This is a genomic window from Burkholderia sp. LA-2-3-30-S1-D2, assembly GCF_001523915.2.
Taxonomy (GTDB): Bacteria; Pseudomonadota; Gammaproteobacteria; order Burkholderiales; family Burkholderiaceae; genus Burkholderia; species Burkholderia diffusa.
This window is the reverse complement of record NZ_CP013384.1, coordinates 968,977-986,087: the sequence shown is the minus strand read 5'-3', so window position 1 is coordinate 986,087 and position 17,111 is coordinate 968,977. Positions and strand designations below refer to the sequence as shown.

The 17,111-nt window shown below is 65.6% G+C and carries 17 protein-coding genes and 2 pseudogenes; 7 read left to right on the top strand and 12 right to left on the bottom strand.

All coding sequences use genetic code 11. The annotated features are described in order from the left end of the window. Nucleotides 1-273 precede the first annotated feature (273 nt). Nucleotides 274-705, top strand: coding sequence for a hypothetical protein (locus WS66_RS17235; RefSeq protein WP_236872973.1), 432 nt, complete (start codon nucleotides 274-276; stop codon nucleotides 703-705). Nucleotides 706-754: 49 nt separating this feature from the next. Here the strand turns inward: WS66_RS17235 and WS66_RS17230 are convergent. Next, nucleotides 755-995 (bottom strand): annotated as a pseudogene (locus WS66_RS17230) (SDR family oxidoreductase); the annotation flags it as partial. Between the two features lie 2 nt (nucleotides 996-997). Here WS66_RS17230 and WS66_RS17225 point away from each other — a divergent pair. Next, nucleotides 998-1,255: pseudogene (locus tag WS66_RS17225) on the top strand (TetR/AcrR family transcriptional regulator); the annotation flags it as partial. Nucleotides 1,256-1,336: 81 nt separating this feature from the next. Here WS66_RS17225 and eco read toward each other — a convergent pair. Next, entirely contained in the window at nucleotides 1,337-1,837 is a 501-nt protein-coding gene (gene eco / locus WS66_RS17220; protein WP_059605678.1) for a serine protease inhibitor ecotin, read from the bottom strand. A gap of 144 nt (nucleotides 1,838-1,981) precedes the next feature. On the opposite strand from eco, the gene WS66_RS17215 reads away from it, so the two are divergent. Continuing rightward, nucleotides 1,982-2,320: a hypothetical protein gene (locus WS66_RS17215; protein WP_059605675.1), complete on the top strand. Its 339-nt coding sequence runs from the start codon at nucleotides 1,982-1,984 to the stop codon at nucleotides 2,318-2,320. A gap of 196 nt (nucleotides 2,321-2,516) precedes the next feature. Here WS66_RS17215 and WS66_RS17210 read toward each other — a convergent pair whose 3' ends face one another. After that, the gene (locus tag WS66_RS17210; protein WP_082729008.1) at nucleotides 2,517-2,918 is read right to left on the bottom strand and encodes a hypothetical protein; all 402 of its coding nucleotides are present in this window, start codon (nucleotides 2,916-2,918) and stop codon (nucleotides 2,517-2,519) included. Between the two features lie 117 nt (nucleotides 2,919-3,035). On the opposite strand from WS66_RS17210, the gene WS66_RS17205 reads away from it, so the two are divergent. Beyond that, nucleotides 3,036-3,416, top strand: a complete 381-nt coding sequence (locus WS66_RS17205) for a DUF5594 family protein (protein ID WP_059605672.1) — start codon at nucleotides 3,036-3,038, stop codon at nucleotides 3,414-3,416. Nucleotides 3,417-3,598: 182 nt separating this feature from the next. Next, nucleotides 3,599-4,966 carry an MFS transporter gene (locus tag WS66_RS17200; RefSeq protein WP_059605669.1) on the top strand — a complete coding sequence of 456 codons (1,368 nt, stop codon included), beginning with the start codon at nucleotides 3,599-3,601 and terminating at the stop codon, nucleotides 4,964-4,966. A gap of 25 nt (nucleotides 4,967-4,991) precedes the next feature. Here the strand turns inward: WS66_RS17200 and WS66_RS17195 are convergent, their stop codons facing one another. From WS66_RS17195 to WS66_RS34430, 3 genes are all read right to left on the bottom strand, one after another. Beyond that, nucleotides 4,992-5,570, bottom strand: a complete 579-nt coding sequence (locus WS66_RS17195) for an AAA family ATPase (RefSeq protein ID WP_059605666.1) — start codon at nucleotides 5,568-5,570, stop codon at nucleotides 4,992-4,994. Continuing rightward, nucleotides 5,563-6,984 (bottom strand): alpha,alpha-trehalose-phosphate synthase (UDP-forming), encoded by a 1,422-nt coding sequence (gene otsA / locus WS66_RS17190; protein ID WP_059605663.1) that lies wholly within the window; start codon nucleotides 6,982-6,984, stop codon nucleotides 5,563-5,565. Before otsA ends, WS66_RS17195 begins: the two co-directional genes overlap by 8 nt. A gap of 138 nt (nucleotides 6,985-7,122) precedes the next feature. Then, nucleotides 7,123-7,332: a hypothetical protein gene (locus tag WS66_RS34430; protein ID WP_082729007.1), complete on the bottom strand. Its 210-nt coding sequence runs from the start codon at nucleotides 7,330-7,332 to the stop codon at nucleotides 7,123-7,125. Between the two features lie 248 nt (nucleotides 7,333-7,580). Between WS66_RS34430 and WS66_RS17180 the strand changes: the two genes are divergently transcribed. Both WS66_RS17180 and WS66_RS17175 read left to right on the top strand, forming a co-directional pair. Then, a complete protein-coding gene (locus tag WS66_RS17180) occupies nucleotides 7,581-8,171 on the top strand; it encodes a hypothetical protein (RefSeq protein WP_082729010.1) in 591 nt (196 codons plus the stop codon). Continuing rightward, a complete protein-coding gene (locus WS66_RS17175; RefSeq protein ID WP_059605657.1) occupies nucleotides 8,168-8,662 on the top strand; it encodes a hypothetical protein in 495 nt (164 codons plus the stop codon). Before WS66_RS17180 ends, WS66_RS17175 begins: the two co-directional genes overlap by 4 nt. A gap of 161 nt (nucleotides 8,663-8,823) precedes the next feature. Here the strand turns inward: WS66_RS17175 and WS66_RS17170 are convergent, their stop codons facing one another. From WS66_RS17170 to WS66_RS17145, 6 genes are all read right to left on the bottom strand, one after another. After that, complete coding sequence (locus WS66_RS17170) at nucleotides 8,824-9,255, bottom strand: hypothetical protein (protein WP_059605653.1); 432 nt, start codon at nucleotides 9,253-9,255, stop codon at nucleotides 8,824-8,826. Next, entirely contained in the window at nucleotides 9,252-10,535 is a 1,284-nt protein-coding gene (locus WS66_RS17165; protein WP_218928992.1) for a PAAR domain-containing protein, read from the bottom strand. Before WS66_RS17165 ends, WS66_RS17170 begins: the two co-directional genes overlap by 4 nt. Before the next feature lie 12 nt (nucleotides 10,536-10,547). Further along, a complete protein-coding gene (locus WS66_RS17160) occupies nucleotides 10,548-11,369 on the bottom strand; it encodes a DcrB-related protein (protein WP_059605651.1) in 822 nt (273 codons plus the stop codon). 97 nt (nucleotides 11,370-11,466) lie between these two features. Continuing rightward, nucleotides 11,467-12,153, bottom strand: a complete 687-nt coding sequence (locus WS66_RS17155) for an ankyrin repeat domain-containing protein (RefSeq protein WP_236872972.1) — start codon at nucleotides 12,151-12,153, stop codon at nucleotides 11,467-11,469. A 95-nt stretch (nucleotides 12,154-12,248) separates the two neighbouring features. Beyond that, on the bottom strand, nucleotides 12,249-15,248 hold the full coding sequence (gene tssI / locus WS66_RS17150; RefSeq protein WP_059605646.1) for a type VI secretion system Vgr family protein: 3,000 nt from the start codon (nucleotides 15,246-15,248) through the stop codon (nucleotides 12,249-12,251). Nucleotides 15,249-15,763: 515 nt separating this feature from the next. Then, complete coding sequence (locus tag WS66_RS17145) at nucleotides 15,764-17,101, bottom strand: ABC transporter ATP-binding protein (RefSeq protein ID WP_059680481.1); 1,338 nt, start codon at nucleotides 17,099-17,101, stop codon at nucleotides 15,764-15,766. Nucleotides 17,102-17,111: the final 10 nt, after the last annotated feature.

The following is a 17,111-nucleotide window of genomic DNA, read 5'->3' as shown; positions in this document are numbered from 1 at the left end:
AGCACCGGCAGGTGCGCCGGACGATGTCGATGTGCCCGCAACGGTCTGCGCGCCTGCGGCAGCGTTGTCGTCACCGCCGCCACATGCGGCAAGACAAAGGCAGAGCGCGGCAAACGTCGCCCGATCGACTGTACGCATACGAAGTTCCGCTAGCCCAAATTGGCGTCATCGTAAGTACGCTTGATCACTTTGTAAATGAATTCCGCATTTCACCTGTAAAATAGTTCGTTATCCTCTTCCATTCATCGCCGCGTCATCACGACGACATACGACATGCGATCGCACCCGGACCTGGCGCAATCGACACGTACCGTAGATTACGTAGAATCCCGAACCTTCATCCGCACCCGAACCTCGACCATGACTCAAACACTCGCGGCCCTGGCCATGTCGTCGGCGCTGATCTGCACGGCGAATGCCGCCGATGTCGCAAGCACGACCGGCACGGCGACGCCGAAGCAGCGATACGTCAGCCCGGGCGTCGCCAACGTCGCGGATGCGGCAACACGCCGGCCGGAACGCGCGTCGCCCGTTGCTCGCTGCAGCGAACTGGCCGCCGGCATCGATGCCGTCAAACATGCGCCGGACCGCGGCCACAAGGTCGTGCGCGGCGTCGGCCCGGACGGCAAGCCGCGCAACGAGCTGCGTGCTTACGACAAACGAGCCGATCTGGAGGTCGAGCATCGGCAGCTCGGCTGCCCTTAGTCAACGTCACTCCGTCCGATCGGGTCGCACCGGCCATCGCCCCTTGCACATTCACGCCGCCGTCGGTCTCCAACCCCGTCCCGTTGATCGACCTGCCCTTCCAGCCCGACGACGAGCGCGACGAGCGCCGCCACATCCTCGGCCTTGCCGTACTGCGGAACCGCCATCCGCGAACGTAGTGCGGCGGCGTGCTCACCATCGGCCGGATTCATGTCGGTATCGGTCGCCCCCTAATGCACGAGATTGACCGTGATGCCGCACACGCCGAGATCGTGCGCAAGGCCCTGCGTTTAGCGGTGCGGTACGGCAAACGCTGATCGCGATGCGCAAGCAGACGGTCGCCGCATTACGCGCGCGGCTTGGCGAAGGCGTGGTAACCGGCGAGCTCTCCGCGCACGCGAACTTCGATGCGATCGCGCGCTACTCCGTGACGGTCCAACAGGGGATGGCGATTCAGACGCGCCACGGCGCGAGCCGTCGCGATGTGGAGGCGGTCGCGCAAACCGCGCTGGCCGCATGGCCGGCGCTCGCGGATGCGAGCGGCGGATAGTGACGGGCTCCGGAGAGAAGCCCGCAAGACCGGGCGGCCGCGCAGCGGCAAGCGCCCCGCATGACCGCGCCGGTCGGTGCGTTACTGCGTGACGGCGTGCTGCACGTCCTTCGACGCATACCACACACGGTAGCGCACGTCGAAACCGTCCGGCACGTACACGACGAGCGGCAGGCGGCTGTTGTATCGCAGCAGCTGGCCGTCACCGCGCACTTGCACGAAGCGCTGCTGCGGCGCCTGGCCCGGGCAGGCCATCAGCGTCGATGCCGGCCCCTTCACGTCGGTCAGCCGGTAGTACGTATAGCCCCAGCCCTTCACGTCCTCTGCGGTCAACTCGCCGCCGAACCATTGCTGGTTGCAGTCGGTCTGCAGCATCTTGCCGATCATCAGCTCGACGCGCGCATCGCCTTCGTTCTCGAGCGCGGGCAGCGCGATCACCGCGCGCTGCTGGCCAGCCGCCGGCTGCGGGAACATCTTGATCGATTCGGCCGGCACGGCGGGCGCCGATGCGGGCCCCGCCGCGCAGGCGGCGGCGGTCGTCACGCAAAGGGCGGCCAGGGCGGCCCGGATCGCGAATTTCATCGATGTGCTCCTGATAAACAAAAATAGGCCCCGATGCTAACACTTTCGTCGCACGACCTTACGAGGCTGTAATTTGGCGACACAATTGCAAACAGCCGGCAATCCCCGCGCGCGGTACTTATAGGGGAACCAACGGAGAACATCATGCTGAAGCTCATTGCCGCCGCCGGCGTCGCCACGCTGCTGGCCGGGTGCGTCGTCGGTCCGGACGCCGGATACGGATACGGCTACGGACAGACCTACTATTCCGATCCCGGCTACGCGTACGGGCCGGCCTACGGGGCATCCCCCGTCTATGGCACGGTCAATATCTGGGGTGGCGGCGGCGGACGCGACTGGGATCGCGGACACCGCGACTACCGCCGCTGGGATCGCGATCGTGGCGATCGTGGGGACCATGGCGGCTGGGGACGCGGCGGCGGACGTCGCGGCGACTGGAACGATGGCGGCGGCGGACGCGGCGACGGCGGCCATCGTCACTGATCCCGCGGATCCAATTGCAACCGTTTGTATCCGCACACGGCCTCGCGCGGCTGCCGTCTGGCGCCCAAAACCCGACGCCCGAGAAACGACGAAGGCCCTCGCATCACGCGAGGGCCTTTCCTTTTGTCTTCCTGCATACCCGCGATTCACTCAATCGGCACCGGCCACGCGGCGACGAGCCCGATCACCGGCCCGCTTACCAGCCGGCCGGCCGCGCATAGCCGCCCGACACCGGCGCGCCGCACACATACGGGCGCTGATAGCGGTCGTAGCAATAGTCCTGGCCGTCGTCCTGGTACTGCGCCTGCTGATAGGTCGGATAAGCCGGCTGCTGGTAAGCCGGGGCCTGATAGTACGTCGGCGGCTGATAGGCCGGTGCCTGATACACGGGCGCCTGGTACGCGACGGGCGGATTCATCGCCGATGTCACGATCGCGCCGAGCACCGCGCCGCCGATCAGCGCGCCGATGACGGCGCCCCCGTCGCGACCATGCGCGGACGCCGGGCCCGCCACGGCGAGCGAACCGGCGAGGACACATACTGCGGCAATTCTTTTCATGATGGACTCCCACGCAAAGTGGTACTGGACGCGATGCATTGTGGCTGCGCGCGGCCGTAATAGATGCAGCAAGTGGTAACGCGCCATTACGCGTATCACGCACACCGAAACGCGGCGCGGCCGTGCTACGATTTTCGGCACACAGGAGACGCCTTCATGCAGCCCGAAACCGCCCGCCGTTTCGATACCGAATTTGCGCCGCGCATTGCGCAGGCGATCGCCGCCTACTTCGCCGATCACGTGCTGACCGACGTCGTCCCGTACGGCGGGCACGGGCAACCGACGCGCGTGCAGATCCGCAGCGCGCCGCACGAGCACGTGAGCGGCTTCGTGCATCCGCTGAACCTCGAACTGACCTGGGACACCGACGAGATCGAACGACTGATGGCACCCGACGGGCCCGCGCGATTCGAGCACTACCTGAGCGCGCTGCCGAGGAAGCTGAGCGCATGGCAGGGCGCGCGCGACATCGATCTCGCGTCGCGCACGCAGGCCGCCCCGCTCGTGCGGCTCGGCGGCCTCGACTTCGAAGGCTGAGTGCACGCACCGGCCGCCGGCCGGCGGCGACGTCGCTCGACGCGGCCCGGTGATACACTCGACCGGTCCCGCTCCGGCGCCGCAAGGCCGACCGGGCCGTTCACCACCGCCTCCACCCGCGAGCATGGTTGCGCACGCAACCGGCGTCCGGGCACGCGGCCAATCACGCCTTCGCTCCCGTCATGAACGCCGATACCGGCCTGCCGCTTCCGCAACGCTACTGGGCAATCGTCTGCGTCGCATTGGGCATCACGCTCGCCGTGCTCGACGGCGCCATCGCGAACGTGGCGCTGCCGACGATTGCGCGCGACCTGCACGCGTCCGATGCCGCATCGATCTGGATCGTCAACGCGTACCAGCTCGCGGTCACGATCACGCTGCTGCCGCTCGCATCGCTCGGCGAACGCGTCGGCTATCGCCGCATCTACATCGCCGGGCTCGGGCTGTTCACCGCGGCGTCGCTCGGCTGCGCGCTCGCCGGCTCGCTGCCCATGCTCGCCGTGATGCGCGTGATACAGGGGTTCGGTGCGGCAGGCATCATGAGCGTGAACGCGGCGCTCGTGCGGATGATCTACCCGTCGTCGATGCTCGGGCGCGGGCTGTCGATCAATGCGATGGTGGTCGCGCTGTCGTCGGCGATCGGCCCGACGGTCGCATCCGCGATCCTGTCGTTCGCGTCGTGGCCCTGGCTGTTCGCGGTCAACGTGCCGATCGGCATCGCCGCCGTGTTCGGCAGTCTCCGTGCACTGCCGGCCAACCCGCTGCACGACGCGCCGTACGACTTCCCGAGTGCGCTGATGAACGCGTGCGTGTTCGGCCTGCTGATCATGGCCGTCGACGGGCTCGGCCACGGCGAAAGCCACGCGTACGTCGCGGCCGAACTGGCGATCGCGTTCACCGTCGGCTACTTCTTCGTGAAGCGACAGCTGTCGCAGCCGGCGCCGCTGCTGCCGGTCGACCTGATGCGCATCCCGATGTTCGCGCTGTCGATCTGCACGTCCGTTGCATCGTTCACGTCGCAGATGCTCGCGTTCGTCGCGCTGCCGTTCTGGCTGCAGCATTCGCTCGGTTTCTCGCAAGTCGAAACCGGCCTCTACATGACGCCGTGGCCGCTCGTGATCGTATTCGCCGCGCCGCTCGCCGGCGTGCTGTCGGATCGCTACTCGGCCGGCATCCTCGGCGGAATCGGACTTGCGCTGTTCGCGGCCGGGCTACTGTCGCTCGCGACGATCGGCGCGCATCCGGGCACCGTCGACATCGTGTGGCGGATGGCGCTGTGCGGTGCGGGTTTCGGGCTGTTCCAGTCGCCGAACAATCGAGCGATGCTGTCGTCGGCGCCGCGCGAGCGCAGCGGCGGCGCGGGCGGGATGCTGAGCACGGCACGCCTGACGGGCCAGACGCTCGGTGCCGCGCTCGTCGCACTGATTTTCGGGCTGGCGCCCGACCGCGGGCCGACGATCGCGCTCTATGTCGCCACGGTGTTCGCGGCGCTCGCCGCGGTGGTCAGCATGCTGCGCATCGCGTCGCCGCGCCCCGACGCGGCAACCTGACGCCGCCGCGCATGGCGAGCGCCGGTCACGCGGCGTCGAGCGCGTCCATCACGAAGCGCACGCGCGCCTTCACGCTCACGCACGGCAGCTCGATCAGCCGATACCCATACGCCGTATAGCAGTCGACCATTGCGTCGTAGGTGCGCACCGCCTCGGCGAAATCCTGCCGGCGCTCGGTATCCTGTATGTAGATGTCGCGCCACGGCGGCGCAATGAACACGCGCCGGTGATAACGGAAGCGCCGCGCCGCGGCCTCCGCATGCGCGGGTACCGCGAGGCCCGTCAGGCGCAGGTAACCGATCACGTCCGGCACGCCGCGGTCGAAGAACACAGGCCCGCGCGCGCCTCGTGCGAGATGGTACGAACGCATCTCCCAGTTCAGCATCAGCTCGGCGAACGCGACCCGGTCGCGCCAGGGCAGCGCCGGACCGTCGATCGCCATCTGGTCGCGGATCACACCACGCCCGGCCTCGTGCGAGCGCGCGAAACCGCTGCGCTCGAGCGCATCGAGCAACGTGCTCTTGCCGGAGCCGGGGCCGCCCGTGACGACGAAGAAGCGGGCGGACACCTCCTGCGCGCCACCCTCCTCCATGCGCTCAGACATGCGCGACTCGCCGGCCCGCGCGCTGCGTGACCGACGCCGCCGCCGCGACGCTGCGCAGGTCGGCGACGAACGTATCGCGCCAGACCGACAGGTTGTTCTCGCGCAGCCGCGCGAGGTTCTCCTCGTGACGCGCCTGCCGCTCCGCGAGCGGCATCGACAGCGCGCGCTCGAGCGCGTCGGCCATCTGCGACAGGTCGTAAGGATTGACGAGCAGCGCACCGGTCAGCTCGGCCGCCGCGCCCGCGAACTCCGACAGCACGAGCACGCCCGGATCGGCCGGATCCTGCGATGCGACGTACTCCTTAGCGACGAGATTCATCCCGTCGCGCAACGGCGTCACGTAGCCGACCTGCGACATCCGGAAGAACGCCATGAGCAGATTGCGCTCGTACTTGCGGTTCAGGTACTGGATCGGCGTCCAGTCGAGCTGCGAGAAGCGGCCGTTGATGCGGCCGGCCTCGCCCTCGAGCATTTCGCGAATGCGCTGGTAGGTCTGCACGTCGGAGCGCGTCGGCGGCGCGATCTGCACGAGCGACACGCGCCCCTGCCAGCCCGGCGCGTTGGCGAGCATCCGCTCGAACGACTGGAAGCGTTCGACGAGCCCCTTCGAATAGTCGAGCCGGTCGACGCTCATCACGAGCTTGCGGCCGGCGAGCGCATTGCTCAGCATCTTTACCGGCTTGCGCGAGCCGTACTGGACGGCTGCCTCGGCGATCGCGTCCGGATGCACGCCGATCGGATAGGCGGCGACCTTCACGATGCGGCCGTGCGCATGCAGCATCCCGTCGTCGCTCGCCGCGCCGACGCCGCGCCGCTCGATGTAGTCGGTAAACGCCTGCTTGTCGGCATCGGTCTGGAAACCAGCGATGTCGTACGCGCACATGAACTTCACGAGTTCCTCGTGCGGCGGCACGAGGCGCAGCATGTCGGGCGACGGAAACGGAATGTGCAGGAAGAAGCCGATCGGGTTCTTCACGCCGAGCTCGCGCAGGCAATGCGCGAACGGCAGCAGGTGATAGTCGTGCACCCAGATCAGGTCGTCGGGCCGCAGCAGCGCGGCAAGCTGCTTCGCGAGCATCGCGTTCACGCGCAGATAGCCCGCGTACTCCTGCCGGTCGAAGCGCGCGAGATCACCGCGGTAGTGAAACACCGGCCACAGCGTCGCGTTCGAGAAGCCGCGGTAGTACTGATCGTAGTCGCGCCGGGTCAGCCCGAGCGTCGCATACGTGACGTTGCCGTCCCGCTGGATTGCGGGTGCGGCGTCAGGCGTACCGACGATCTCGCCGTTCCAGCCGAACCAGACGCCGCCGGTTTCCTTCAGCGCGTCCATCACGCCGACCGCGAGGCCGCCTGCGCTCGGGCGCGTGTCCTCGCCGGCGGCGACACGATTCGATACCACGATCAATCTGCTCATGCGACTTCCCCTCCTCGATTCGATTGGCTGGCGCGCGACGCGCGCCAAAGCGGGCGCGGCGGCCCGAAGGCGGCCGCGCGGCGATTCAGTTCCGAGAATTGCAATGAAATACGGCGGTGGAATGCGGCTACGACGAAATCAGGCGTCCTGCTCCTGACCGAGGTCGCGTTGATAGTCGAGCCCTTCCGGGCGAGCGCCGCCCTGGTTGTGATCGCCGTCCGACGGCGTGTCGTCGGGCGCGCCCGCAGGCGGCGCCGATGGCGCGTCGGACCGCGGACGCGGGCGGTCTTCCGGACGGCCGGCCGCCGCGTCGGGTGGCCGAGGTGATAACCGTTTCGAACGGCGCATGGCTGGGTGTCTCATATGCGGCGCGGCGCGAGGCCGTCGTAGAAACATTCCATAGCAAAACAGTCTAGGTCGCTTCGTTGTGCACGAAGGTAACAATTACCTTCAATTTGTAACGTTTCGACCCTTCGTCGAGCATCTATCCGACAATTACGCCGCCCGCGCGCACGCGGCCTGCCGCGCGGCGATTTGTCAAAGCTTTGCAGTTTTCCTATGACAATTGCGAAACAATGACGCGGCATCAGGCGTGCATGCGTCGCCGCTCACCCAGACAGGACTTGCACTCAGGGATGAACATTCGTTTCGAATCGCCGCGCCGGGCCACGCCGGCGCGCGTCATGCTGGCCGCGATCGCCACGGCCGCACTGCTGTCCGGCTGCAATTCGTTGTACAGCGAAGGCGCGACAGCCGGCGCCGGTATCGCGGGCGCCGCGATCGCCTCCAAGGTCACCAACAACGCCGCCGTCGCGACGGGCATCGGCCTGGGCGCCGTCGCCGGCGCACGGGCTGGTGTCCAGTACAGCCAGCGCGTTGCGCACCGCTACACGCAGGAACAGATCGCGAAGGCCGCCGGCCCGCTCGACGTCGGCGGCGTCGCGCCCTGGTCGACGCACCATTCGTTCCCGATCGAGGACGACGAGCAGGGCCGCGTGACGGTCAGCCGGATGATCAGCATCGGCCCGCTCGACTGCAAGGAAATCGTGTTCGCGGTCGACACGCCGGCGAAAGCCGACAAGGCCGCCGAATCGGCGTTCTACGTCGCCACGATCTGCCGCGACGGCCCCGTGTGGAAATGGGCGTCGGCCGAACCGGCCACGGAACGCTGGGGCGCGCTGCAATGAGCGTCGCGATCCGTATCGCGGCGATCGGCGTCCTGTGCGCGGCGACGGTCGCGCTGTCGGGCTGCGGATCGGTCGGCGCGGCGAGCGGCGCACTGGCCGGCGCGGCGACGGGCCTCGTCACCGCGAATCCGGCGATCGGCGTCGGCGTCGGGATCGCCGTGCAGGCGGCGACCGACGAAGCCGTCAACCGCACGATGAAGCAGCTCCATCAGAATCAGCAGGACGCGATCGCGAAGGCGGCAGGCAGCCTGGCCGTCGGCGAAGTGAAGCCGTGGAAGGTGAAGAACACGCTGCCGCTGGAAAACGGCGAAGGCGAAGTGCGCGTCACGCGTGCGTACTCGACAGCGCTCGCGCTGTGCAAGGAATTCGCATTCTCGATGAAGGACGGCGACAAGGCCGACTGGTATTTCGCGAATGCGTGCCAGCAAGGCACGCACTGGAAGTGGGCGTCGGCCGAACCGGCCGTTGATCGATGGGGGAATCTGCAGTAACGGGGCGATGCGCCGCGCATCGTGCGTGGCGTCCGTGTCGTTCTGCATACTTTCGTGGTTACAGACGCGTGCGAAGCTGCGCCACGCGTTCCTCGATCTTCGCGGACAGCGCATCGTCCGGGTTGTAATCCAGGGCGGCACAAAATTGGCCGGGCTCGTGCCTAGCGGCTCCAGACATCGATCAAGGATCGCTGCAATTCCTTGTTTTTGGCCAGGCTCGCGATATAGGCGAAGTGATCCTCGTCTTCATCGAGCTCGGGCAGATTCGGATCGAACGTGTCATCGCCAACCCACCAGGCGGGATACTGAATCGCATCGCCATCAATGGAAAAAGTCGTCATCCCGCGGTGGAAGTCGTGTTCGTACTTGACGTTGTGTCCGAGATCCGCGAAGTTCCAGCGTTTTTTGTTCCATTGAAGATAAAGCTGCCGGTCCGCCGCGAAGACAGCAACGTCCTGGCCCTCGACAGAGATGTAATTCCCCCGCGCCACGTAACCGTCTCCGACCAGCGCGGAAAACACGCCTGTCTCCACATTCAGCTCAACGAAGCTCGACGGGCGATTGATCACGCCGAGTTGCACGTTCTTCATCATTTTCCAACCTTCGCGATGCCAGTAAGAATGTCCATTGAAGGGTTGCTGCGTGTCCCCGCGGCGATCACCCCCTCCGGGCTACCATATTTCTGAAGCAATGCTTCATACGTCGGGCCATACTTGTTTCCGTATTTCGCCATATTGCGCTCATACAACGTCGGCAGCTTGTCCTCGGCGTATTTCGACATCCGGGTTTGATTGCGCATGTCGACGATCTGCCGCCCAATCGTTTCTTCGCTGGCGCCGCTGGCGCGCATGTCGGATACCCATGCACTCTCGTCGGCCAGGCCCTGATGGTATTCGAGCCGCACGTTCCGGGCATTGGCAACTTGCTCCGCATTCGTCCAGTCGACCGGCCACTTGGGCGCCGCAAACTCGGATCCTTCCACCGGCGTGTACCCGTAGACACCCTTTGGATTGCTGACGAGGTCCGCCGGCATCGAATCGACCACGTAATCGAAAGGACTCGTCGCGCCGGCCTTGGGCACCGTGCCGGCAAGCGCGTCGGCGGCGGCTTCCCCGGCAGAGATTTCGCCCGCAACGGACCCGGCGCCCTTCGCACCGCCAACGAGCCCGGCCCCCTTTGCCGCGCCAGCCCCTCCCAGGAGGCTGCCGCCAAGCATCGACCACTTCTGCCCGTCCGACCCTTCTCCAAACACCTTGCCGCCGACCCATGAACCGACTTCCCCGCCGACGAACCCGCCGGCCGCGCCCAGAATCGCGATCGCCGGGCCGGCGAGCACGGCGGTCGCCGCCACGCCGACCGCCAGCATCGTCCAGTTCACCCACGCCGGGATTTCAGGATTGAACTCCCCGACCGCCGGGCCGCCGATGAATACGTTCGGCGATCCGTCGTTGATCAACGCGCCGCACATCATCCGGTCTTCCTTGCGGCTCGCCGGCTGGCTGTTGATGAAGACCGTCGACGAACCCTGCGCGACCACCTGCGGCGGACCCGCGTGATCGCTGCACAGGCCCAGGCTCAGGATGGCCCGCATCGCCGCGCGACTGTTGATGAAGACGTTGGGCGAACCTTTTATGAGACTTCCGGTGACATGCCGCGGCGCCCATGACATCGTGCCCAGCACTTCGCCGAGACCGCCGCCCGCAGCAGCGCCCGCCGCGATTGCAGCGACGACCGTCAACGCAGCACCGCCCGTCGCGACCACCGCGACGGCGCCGATTACTGCACCCGCGATCAGCCCGGCGATCATCCATCCCTTGGATGCCGTATGCGCGATCGGATCGCCCAATCGCGCAGCCGCGAGTAATGTATCCACGCCCGCTCCCCGTCAGCCCGCGTTCGCGACCGCGGTCAGATACGCACGCACGGCCTCGACGCTCTGCATGCCGGTCATGCCCTTCACCGCCGTCACACCGCCAAGTCGATCGCTCAGCGATGCGTGCTCGCGCAAATCCACCGTCCACAGCGCGAATTGACGGCCGTCCTTCGCGCGCCACGCCGATTGCCCGTCCGGGGCCGGCTGCAGCACCAGCGGTTCGCCACCCGAGCCGAAGAATGCAGTGTCGTCGAACATTTCCGTGACGTCGTGCCGGTACAGTTCGGCCAGGCCCGTGAGCGCGTACAGCGTCGCGCTCGGCTCGTGCAGCACGAACACGATGCCCGCCTCGTCCTGGCCGAGCGCGATCGGTACGAAGGCCGCCCGATCGGGCCGGGCCAGCACGACACTCGCGAGCAGGCTCTTGTATTCCTTGCTCTTGTCCTCGGTAAACGACTTCGGACAAGTGCCGATGAAACTGATCGCCACGCGTTCGCGCCCCGCCTTCGGCGACATCACGACCGTCTGGCGCTGATGCAGCGGTGCACCTTCCGACACCCAGCGATAATCGATTTCACGGGCGGTTTCGCCGTCGATTTCCCGGTTTTCCAGATGCTTCAATTCGAAACGCGGCAGCGACTTGCGCATCTCCGAGACCAGCCGCGTCACGAACGTATCGACCGTGTCGTCCGGCTCCATCGGCGCGCGCGAAACCACGAAAGTGAATCCGCTACTACCGCTACCCGTTTCATCGACCGTAAACAGGTGAATCGTCTTGTCTTTGAAGTGCGCCGGCAACTGAATGACGGCATCGTTCATCTGATATTCGGACATGCTCTTTTCGGTTCGGCCGGCCCGTCGGGGCAGGTGCCGGATTGACACTGTTCGCCGGCTGCACGGCCGCAGCCGGCGCAACCGTCACGGGGCAACGTTACTGCACGCCAGCCGCGACCAGACGCTTGTGAATGGCTTCGATGCGGCCCTGCTGCGGCGAACCTTTCGGCGTCTGTTGCAGTTCGTCGCCGAGGACCTTCGCGTACGCGAGACCGTTGTCGTTCTTCACCGACGGATCGGCGCCGTGCGCGAGCAGATAATCGACGACGTCCCATTGCCGCAGGCGCGTCGCTTCAAAAAGCGCGGTTTCTTTCATCGAATCCCGCACATTGACGTTCGCCTTGTGCTCGACCAGTACGCGCATTTGCGGCAACAGCGTGTCCTTGCAGGTCGCGAAGAGCAGCGGCGTATCGCCGTCGTACTTGAGATCCGGATTCATGCCGCCGGCGAGCAACGCTTTGAGCAGGTTCGGCGTGTCGGCCCGCGCGGCCAGATATGCAACGTTCGCGCCATTCTCGCCGAACGGTTGTTCGGGCTTCGCGCCGTCCCGCACCAGTTCGCTGACGATCTGAAGGCGCACGTTGGCGGCGTCCGTCTTCACCGGCACGGCTTCCTGCACTGCGAACGACAACAGGCTCGCCTTCCTGTTGCCCAGGGCAGCGAGATCGGTATGCGGCGCGAGCGCCTTGACCTGCTCCAGATTCCCGTCGCGAATGGCACGCGCCAGCTCGAGCGGCTGTCCCGTGAAAAAATCTTCGGGCGGGTAACGTTTGAAGTCTGCCATTTTTGTTTCCTGTGCTTGAGTCGGCCACCAGAACGGCGACGACAAACCGATTACCGCGACAACCGCGCCCGTGGCGATGACCTTGCTGTATTTCATCAATGTCCCTGAAGTTGACCGAGCAGCGACGATTGCTGCTCCGCGACGGTCGTATTCAATCCGCTCGTCACCTGCCCCATCATGTGCCGCTGGACCGTCGTCACGCTGGTGCCCGGAATGGTGATCTGCTCGCCGACGGCCTTGGGCATCAGGTGGGACGTCACATCGCTGATCGGGCCGAGCCCGCCTTCCTGCGAGCCCGTCAGGATGTCGCCGTCGACGCGATAGTTCGTGATCGACGACGCCCGCGGCGTGGCGCCGTACAGCGGCAACGTTTCAGGATTGAGGCCTGCCGCGTTGAAGGTGGTCGCGCCGGCGCCGCTCGCCTGCGATGCGGCCGACGCCAACCCGCCGCCGAGCGAATGGCCGGTGAGGTCGAGGCCGCCCGCATTCCCGGAGCCGTAGATCTTCTTGCCGAGGGTCACGGCGCGATCGTAGTACGGCGAATTGTCGCCCAGCCCCTGGCTGAGGTTGTTCGACCAGTCCTCCTTGACCGTCGGCTGCGTGCCCTTGAATGCCAGCGTCGGCTTCATGCTGTCGCCGAACACAGCAGGATCGGGTGCGTAGACCTGCGCGCCGAAATTGCTGCCGGGGATCTTCAGATCTTGCGGCCGCATGCCGAACTTCTTCAGCGCTTCCGGATCGTTCGACACGTTCTTCCATCCCGGCGGCGCCGTACCCGGCGTGTACACCGCTTCCGCCAGCTTGGCCAGTTGCTGCGCCTTCACCGTCGCCTGAAGCTTGCGTGCCGCTGCCTGCACCTTCGGATCGGCTGACGCGAGACCCGCGGCGATGACGGCCTGCTGATTCGCCCACTCGATCGCCATCGCCTGCTCGGGCGTGACGAAAAGCCCCTGGTTCAGATGGATTACCGGACCATCGAGGAAAATGCCGCTCTGATTGATCAGGATGCTCGATGCGCCGTGGGACAACTTGATGCTGTCCGGCTTCAGCGTCACGATGCTCGCGCCGACCCGATGCTCGATCTCGTCCGTCGCCTGATAGCTCTGTTTGCCGGGGCCGGCGTCGCCAGCCAGCGCTTGCACGCCAACGGTGTTGGCCGTCGTGAAGCGCGCTTTCGCGATCTTTTCCGACAGGCTGCCTTCTGCGACATGCTTGCTCTCGTCGCCTCTGAGCACCGACACGTTCCGCGCACCGGATTCGACCGTGTGAGACTCGCTGTCCTTGACGATCGTCTTCATGTCCTTCTGCGCATGCAGAAAAACCTCCTGGGCGCCATTCACGTCCGAGAATCGCAGTTCGTTGAAGCCCTCGCCCTTGTGCGTCTGACTGCGCATCCCCATCGTTTGGCCGCCGCTGCCGTGATACGGGTTGCCCGAATCGCCGTTGAACACACGGCCGACGACGATGGGGTTGTCCGGATCGCCCTGATTGAACGAGACGAGCACCTCCTGGCCGATCCGCGGAATCGCCGAGCCGCCCCATCCTTTGCCTGCCCATGGTTGCGATACGCGCACCCACATCGAATCGGAACCGTCGAGCTTGCCGCGCCGGTCCCACAGGAAATGGAGCTTGACCCGGCTGCCGTCGGTGTGAATTTCCTCGCCCTTCGGCCCGACCACGATCGCGGATTGCGTGCCCTGCATGTGTGGCTTGGGCGTACGCCGCTCCGGCCTGAACGGAATGTCGATCGGCAGGCACGTAAACGTGTTGTGGTACGGCAGTTTGGAGGTTTGCTGGGTATAGTCGTTCGCGACCTGGTGACGAACGCGAAGAATCACGAAATCCTTGTTGTTATAGGCGGACGTGCCGTGGTTGACCAGCGTGAAGCGCCCGCTCGTCGTCATCCCGTGCGCGTGACCGGCGCCGTTGAAACGATGCGCGAGCGCTTCTTCCGCTTCCATCGCGTAGCACGCGTAACGCTGCCCGTCGTCGCCGTGGTCATACAGCGAATGGAACTGGTAACGCTCCGTCGTCTGGATGTTCGGGTGCTTCAGATTGACGGTCGGCACCTCGACATGCATCAATTGCGACGACGGCTGGTTGTAGTTGAAATCCCGGTACGTGATCTTGCCGACCCGGAAACTGAATGCCTCGTCCCATCGATCGATGCCGTTCTGCTCGCTGGCCGCGCTGTTGGCTTCGTACGGAATGGTCTTCAGGTTCGGAATCGGCTGGAACACCGCGTTGGTGTCGCCGATCACGAGGATGTGCTTGTCCTTTTCGTAACGGATCGTCCAGATCAGCCCCTCCTGCTCCATTAGGCGCGAGCAGAAACTGTAGTACGACTCGTCGTACATGACGATGTATTCGAGCTTCGGACGTTCGCCCTGCATCGCGAACTCGAAATCCGCAAAACCCATCTCGCGGAAAATGTCGCTCAGGATGTCCTGTGGCGTCTGGTTCTGGAGGATCCGGCAATCGGTCGAGCGGGTGAGAAACCAGAACCACGGCACGACCGACATTTCGTAGCGGGTCACCGAACCCGATTTCCCGACGCGGCCGAACGACGCAACGTAACCGTCGAAATATCGCTTCGTCTCGGTATGCGCCGCCGACGTCACGACCCGCGTCAGACTGAAATCGCGGCTCTGGGGCTCGAGCGTGATCTTGACCCGCTGCCCGACGATTTCCTGCGGTTCGATATTGTTGCGATGGGAAAGCAGGTCGAGATGTGTTTCGGTTAACTGATTGACGTGTTCGTCGATGATCGCCGCGCTGACCAGCAGCACGTCCGGGCCGAGTGGCGTTTCGATCGTGATGAAGCGATTGTCCTGGGTCAGGCGCGGAAGCGCACCCGTCAGGCTGTTGATGGCCTCGGCGATCGACTCCGGGGCCTTGCCCATCAGCGACAAGCCGGTTTGCGCCAGTTGCACCGCGCTCGCGGCACCGCCCAGCAGCCCCGCGCCCGGCATGCCGGTCAGCGCCCCCAGTTGGCCCGCCATGCCGGCAAGCGAACCCAGGTTGCTCAAACCGCCGACCAAAGCCGCACCGCCCCCTCCCATCCCGTCGGGGTTTCCGTTTGCTGCGAAACTCATCGTTAACCTCGTTCTTTTTTGTCGGGCGAACCCGCCGCAATCCGGTCGCCATCGCACCACCAAGGCGCTCTCAGCCGCCTTGGTGGCGCCAAATATATCAAACTGTAGGGAAATTCATAACCACTTGTCAGCATTCGATATTCGGCGCCGAAAGCAGTCCGATCGATCAGCAGATCGATCCCCGATACTTATTGCTGGTGGACGGGTCCGATCGCGCGCCGGTCGAAGCGCGCCGCACCGATGCGGTAGGCATTCAACGCGTGGTGAAGGGAAGGACGGCGTCGGAAGTGAACGAAGCGTTGCCGTCGAAGAATGGAACCGGGCGCGACATCCTCGGCGAATGTCATCCGCAGCGCCCCCGCAGGGCCACGATCCGACAATCAGGTGATCCATGACCCGGCGCCCGTTGCGGACGCCAGGATCGAGCCGCAGGCTCTTGGCCCGCTGCGGCCGAATCCCGCCGCAGCCAGCATCCGGACGATTCCGGTGGATGCACCGGAATCGCCCCGCCCGCATCAGGACTCGACGTCCTCGAGACTGAAGATTTCGGTCTGGTCGTTGTACGAGAAGATCTCGCCGTAACGGCCCCAGTCGATCACCGCGTCGAGCGTTTCCTCGGCCGCGCCGTCCGACAGGAAATCCTCCAGCTCCTGCTCGAAACGCACGCGCGGCGCGCGATGGCCGGGGCGCTCGTTCAACACCTTCTTGATCCGCGCGGCGAGCGGCACGTGCTTCAGCAGATGATCGGCGAACATCAGCTTGCGCTCCTGCGTGCCGAATTCCGCGAACACGCGCCCCGGCGGCGTCAGGAACACGTCCCCTTCCCGCACGTCGGCGAAGCCGAGGTACTGCAGCACTTCAGCGATCGGGAACAGGTCGTCGACCTCCAGATGCAGCGTACGTGCGATTTCCGGCATGTCGGCGCGACCGTGGTACGGCGCCATCGCGAGCGTCTCGATCAGGCCGGCCATCAGGTTGGTCGACACCTGCGGCAGCCAGCTGCCGAGCTCGAGCCCCTTCTTCGTCGCCTCGCCGGTCTGGCGCGCGGTCATCTTCGCGTAGATGTCGTCGACGAGCTTGCGGAAGGCCGGGTCGAGGCGGTTGCGCGGATGCTTGAACGGCACCTTGATCTCGGCGATCACACGACCCGGGTTCGACGACAGCACGAGGATCCGGTCGCACATGAACACCGCTTCCTCGATGTTGTGCGTGACGATCAGCACCGACTTGATCGGCATCCGGCCTTGCGTCCACAGGTCGAGCAGGTCGGTACGCAGCGTTTCGGCCGTCAGCACGTCGAGTGCCGAGAACGGCTCGTCCATCAGCAGGATCGTCGGGTCGACCACGAGCGCGCGCGCGAAGCCCACGCGCTGACGCATGCCGCCCGACAGCTCACGCGGGTAGGCGTTCTCGAAGCCGTCGAGACCGATCAGGTCGATCGCGGCGAGCGCGCGTTCGCGCCGCTCGCGTGCGCCGACGCCGAGCGCTTCCAGCCCGGCTTCCACGTTCTGCAGCACGGTGAGCCACGGAAACAGCGCGAAGGTCTGGAACACCATCGCGACGCCTTCGGCCGGGCCGGTCAGCGGCTTGCCGAGATAGGTTACTTCACCGCCGGTCGGCTCGATCAGCCCCGCGATGATCCGCAGCAGCGTGGACTTGCCCGAGCCCGAACGGCCGAGCAGCCCGACGATCTCGCCTTCGCGCAGCGACAGGTTCGCGTCGTCGAGCACGAGCAGTTCGCCCTGCGTCTTGTTGAAGCCACGGCAGACGTGATCCACACGCAGGATTTCCTCACCGAGGCGCGGCGGCTGGGACGTCTGGACGGGGGCGTTTATGGCATTCGGATTGTGCATCGCGTTTCGC

Coding starts and splice junctions, on each gene's coding strand:
- WS66_RS17200 (WP_059605669.1), top strand. CDS start 3,599: ATGAACGCCGATACCGGCCTGCCGCTTCCGCAACGCTACTGGGCAATC.
- WS66_RS17145 (WP_059680481.1), bottom strand. CDS start 17,101: ATGCACAATCCGAATGCCATAAACGCCCCCGTCCAGACGTCCCAGCCG.
- WS66_RS17215 (WP_059605675.1), top strand. CDS start 1,982: ATGCTGAAGCTCATTGCCGCCGCCGGCGTCGCCACGCTGCTGGCCGGG.
- WS66_RS17155 (WP_236872972.1), bottom strand. CDS start 12,153: ATGGCAGACTTCAAACGTTACCCGCCCGAAGATTTTTTCACGGGACAG.
- eco (WP_059605678.1), bottom strand. CDS start 1,837: ATGAAATTCGCGATCCGGGCCGCCCTGGCCGCCCTTTGCGTGACGACC.
- WS66_RS17175 (WP_059605657.1), top strand. CDS start 8,168: ATGAGCGTCGCGATCCGTATCGCGGCGATCGGCGTCCTGTGCGCGGCG.
- WS66_RS17160 (WP_059605651.1), bottom strand. CDS start 11,369: ATGTCCGAATATCAGATGAACGATGCCGTCATTCAGTTGCCGGCGCAC.
- WS66_RS17170 (WP_059605653.1), bottom strand. CDS start 9,255: ATGATGAAGAACGTGCAACTCGGCGTGATCAATCGCCCGTCGAGCTTC.
- tssI (WP_059605646.1), bottom strand. CDS start 15,248: ATGAGTTTCGCAGCAAACGGAAACCCCGACGGGATGGGAGGGGGCGGT.
- WS66_RS17195 (WP_059605666.1), bottom strand. CDS start 5,570: ATGTCTGAGCGCATGGAGGAGGGTGGCGCGCAGGAGGTGTCCGCCCGC.
- otsA (WP_059605663.1), bottom strand. CDS start 6,984: ATGAGCAGATTGATCGTGGTATCGAATCGTGTCGCCGCCGGCGAGGAC.
- WS66_RS17180 (WP_082729010.1), top strand. CDS start 7,581: ATGCGTCGCCGCTCACCCAGACAGGACTTGCACTCAGGGATGAACATT.
- WS66_RS34430 (WP_082729007.1), bottom strand. CDS start 7,332: ATGCGCCGTTCGAAACGGTTATCACCTCGGCCACCCGACGCGGCGGCC.
- WS66_RS17210 (WP_082729008.1), bottom strand. CDS start 2,918: ATGCATCGCGTCCAGTACCACTTTGCGTGGGAGTCCATCATGAAAAGA.
- WS66_RS17205 (WP_059605672.1), top strand. CDS start 3,036: ATGCAGCCCGAAACCGCCCGCCGTTTCGATACCGAATTTGCGCCGCGC.
- WS66_RS17235 (WP_236872973.1), top strand. CDS start 274: ATGCGATCGCACCCGGACCTGGCGCAATCGACACGTACCGTAGATTAC.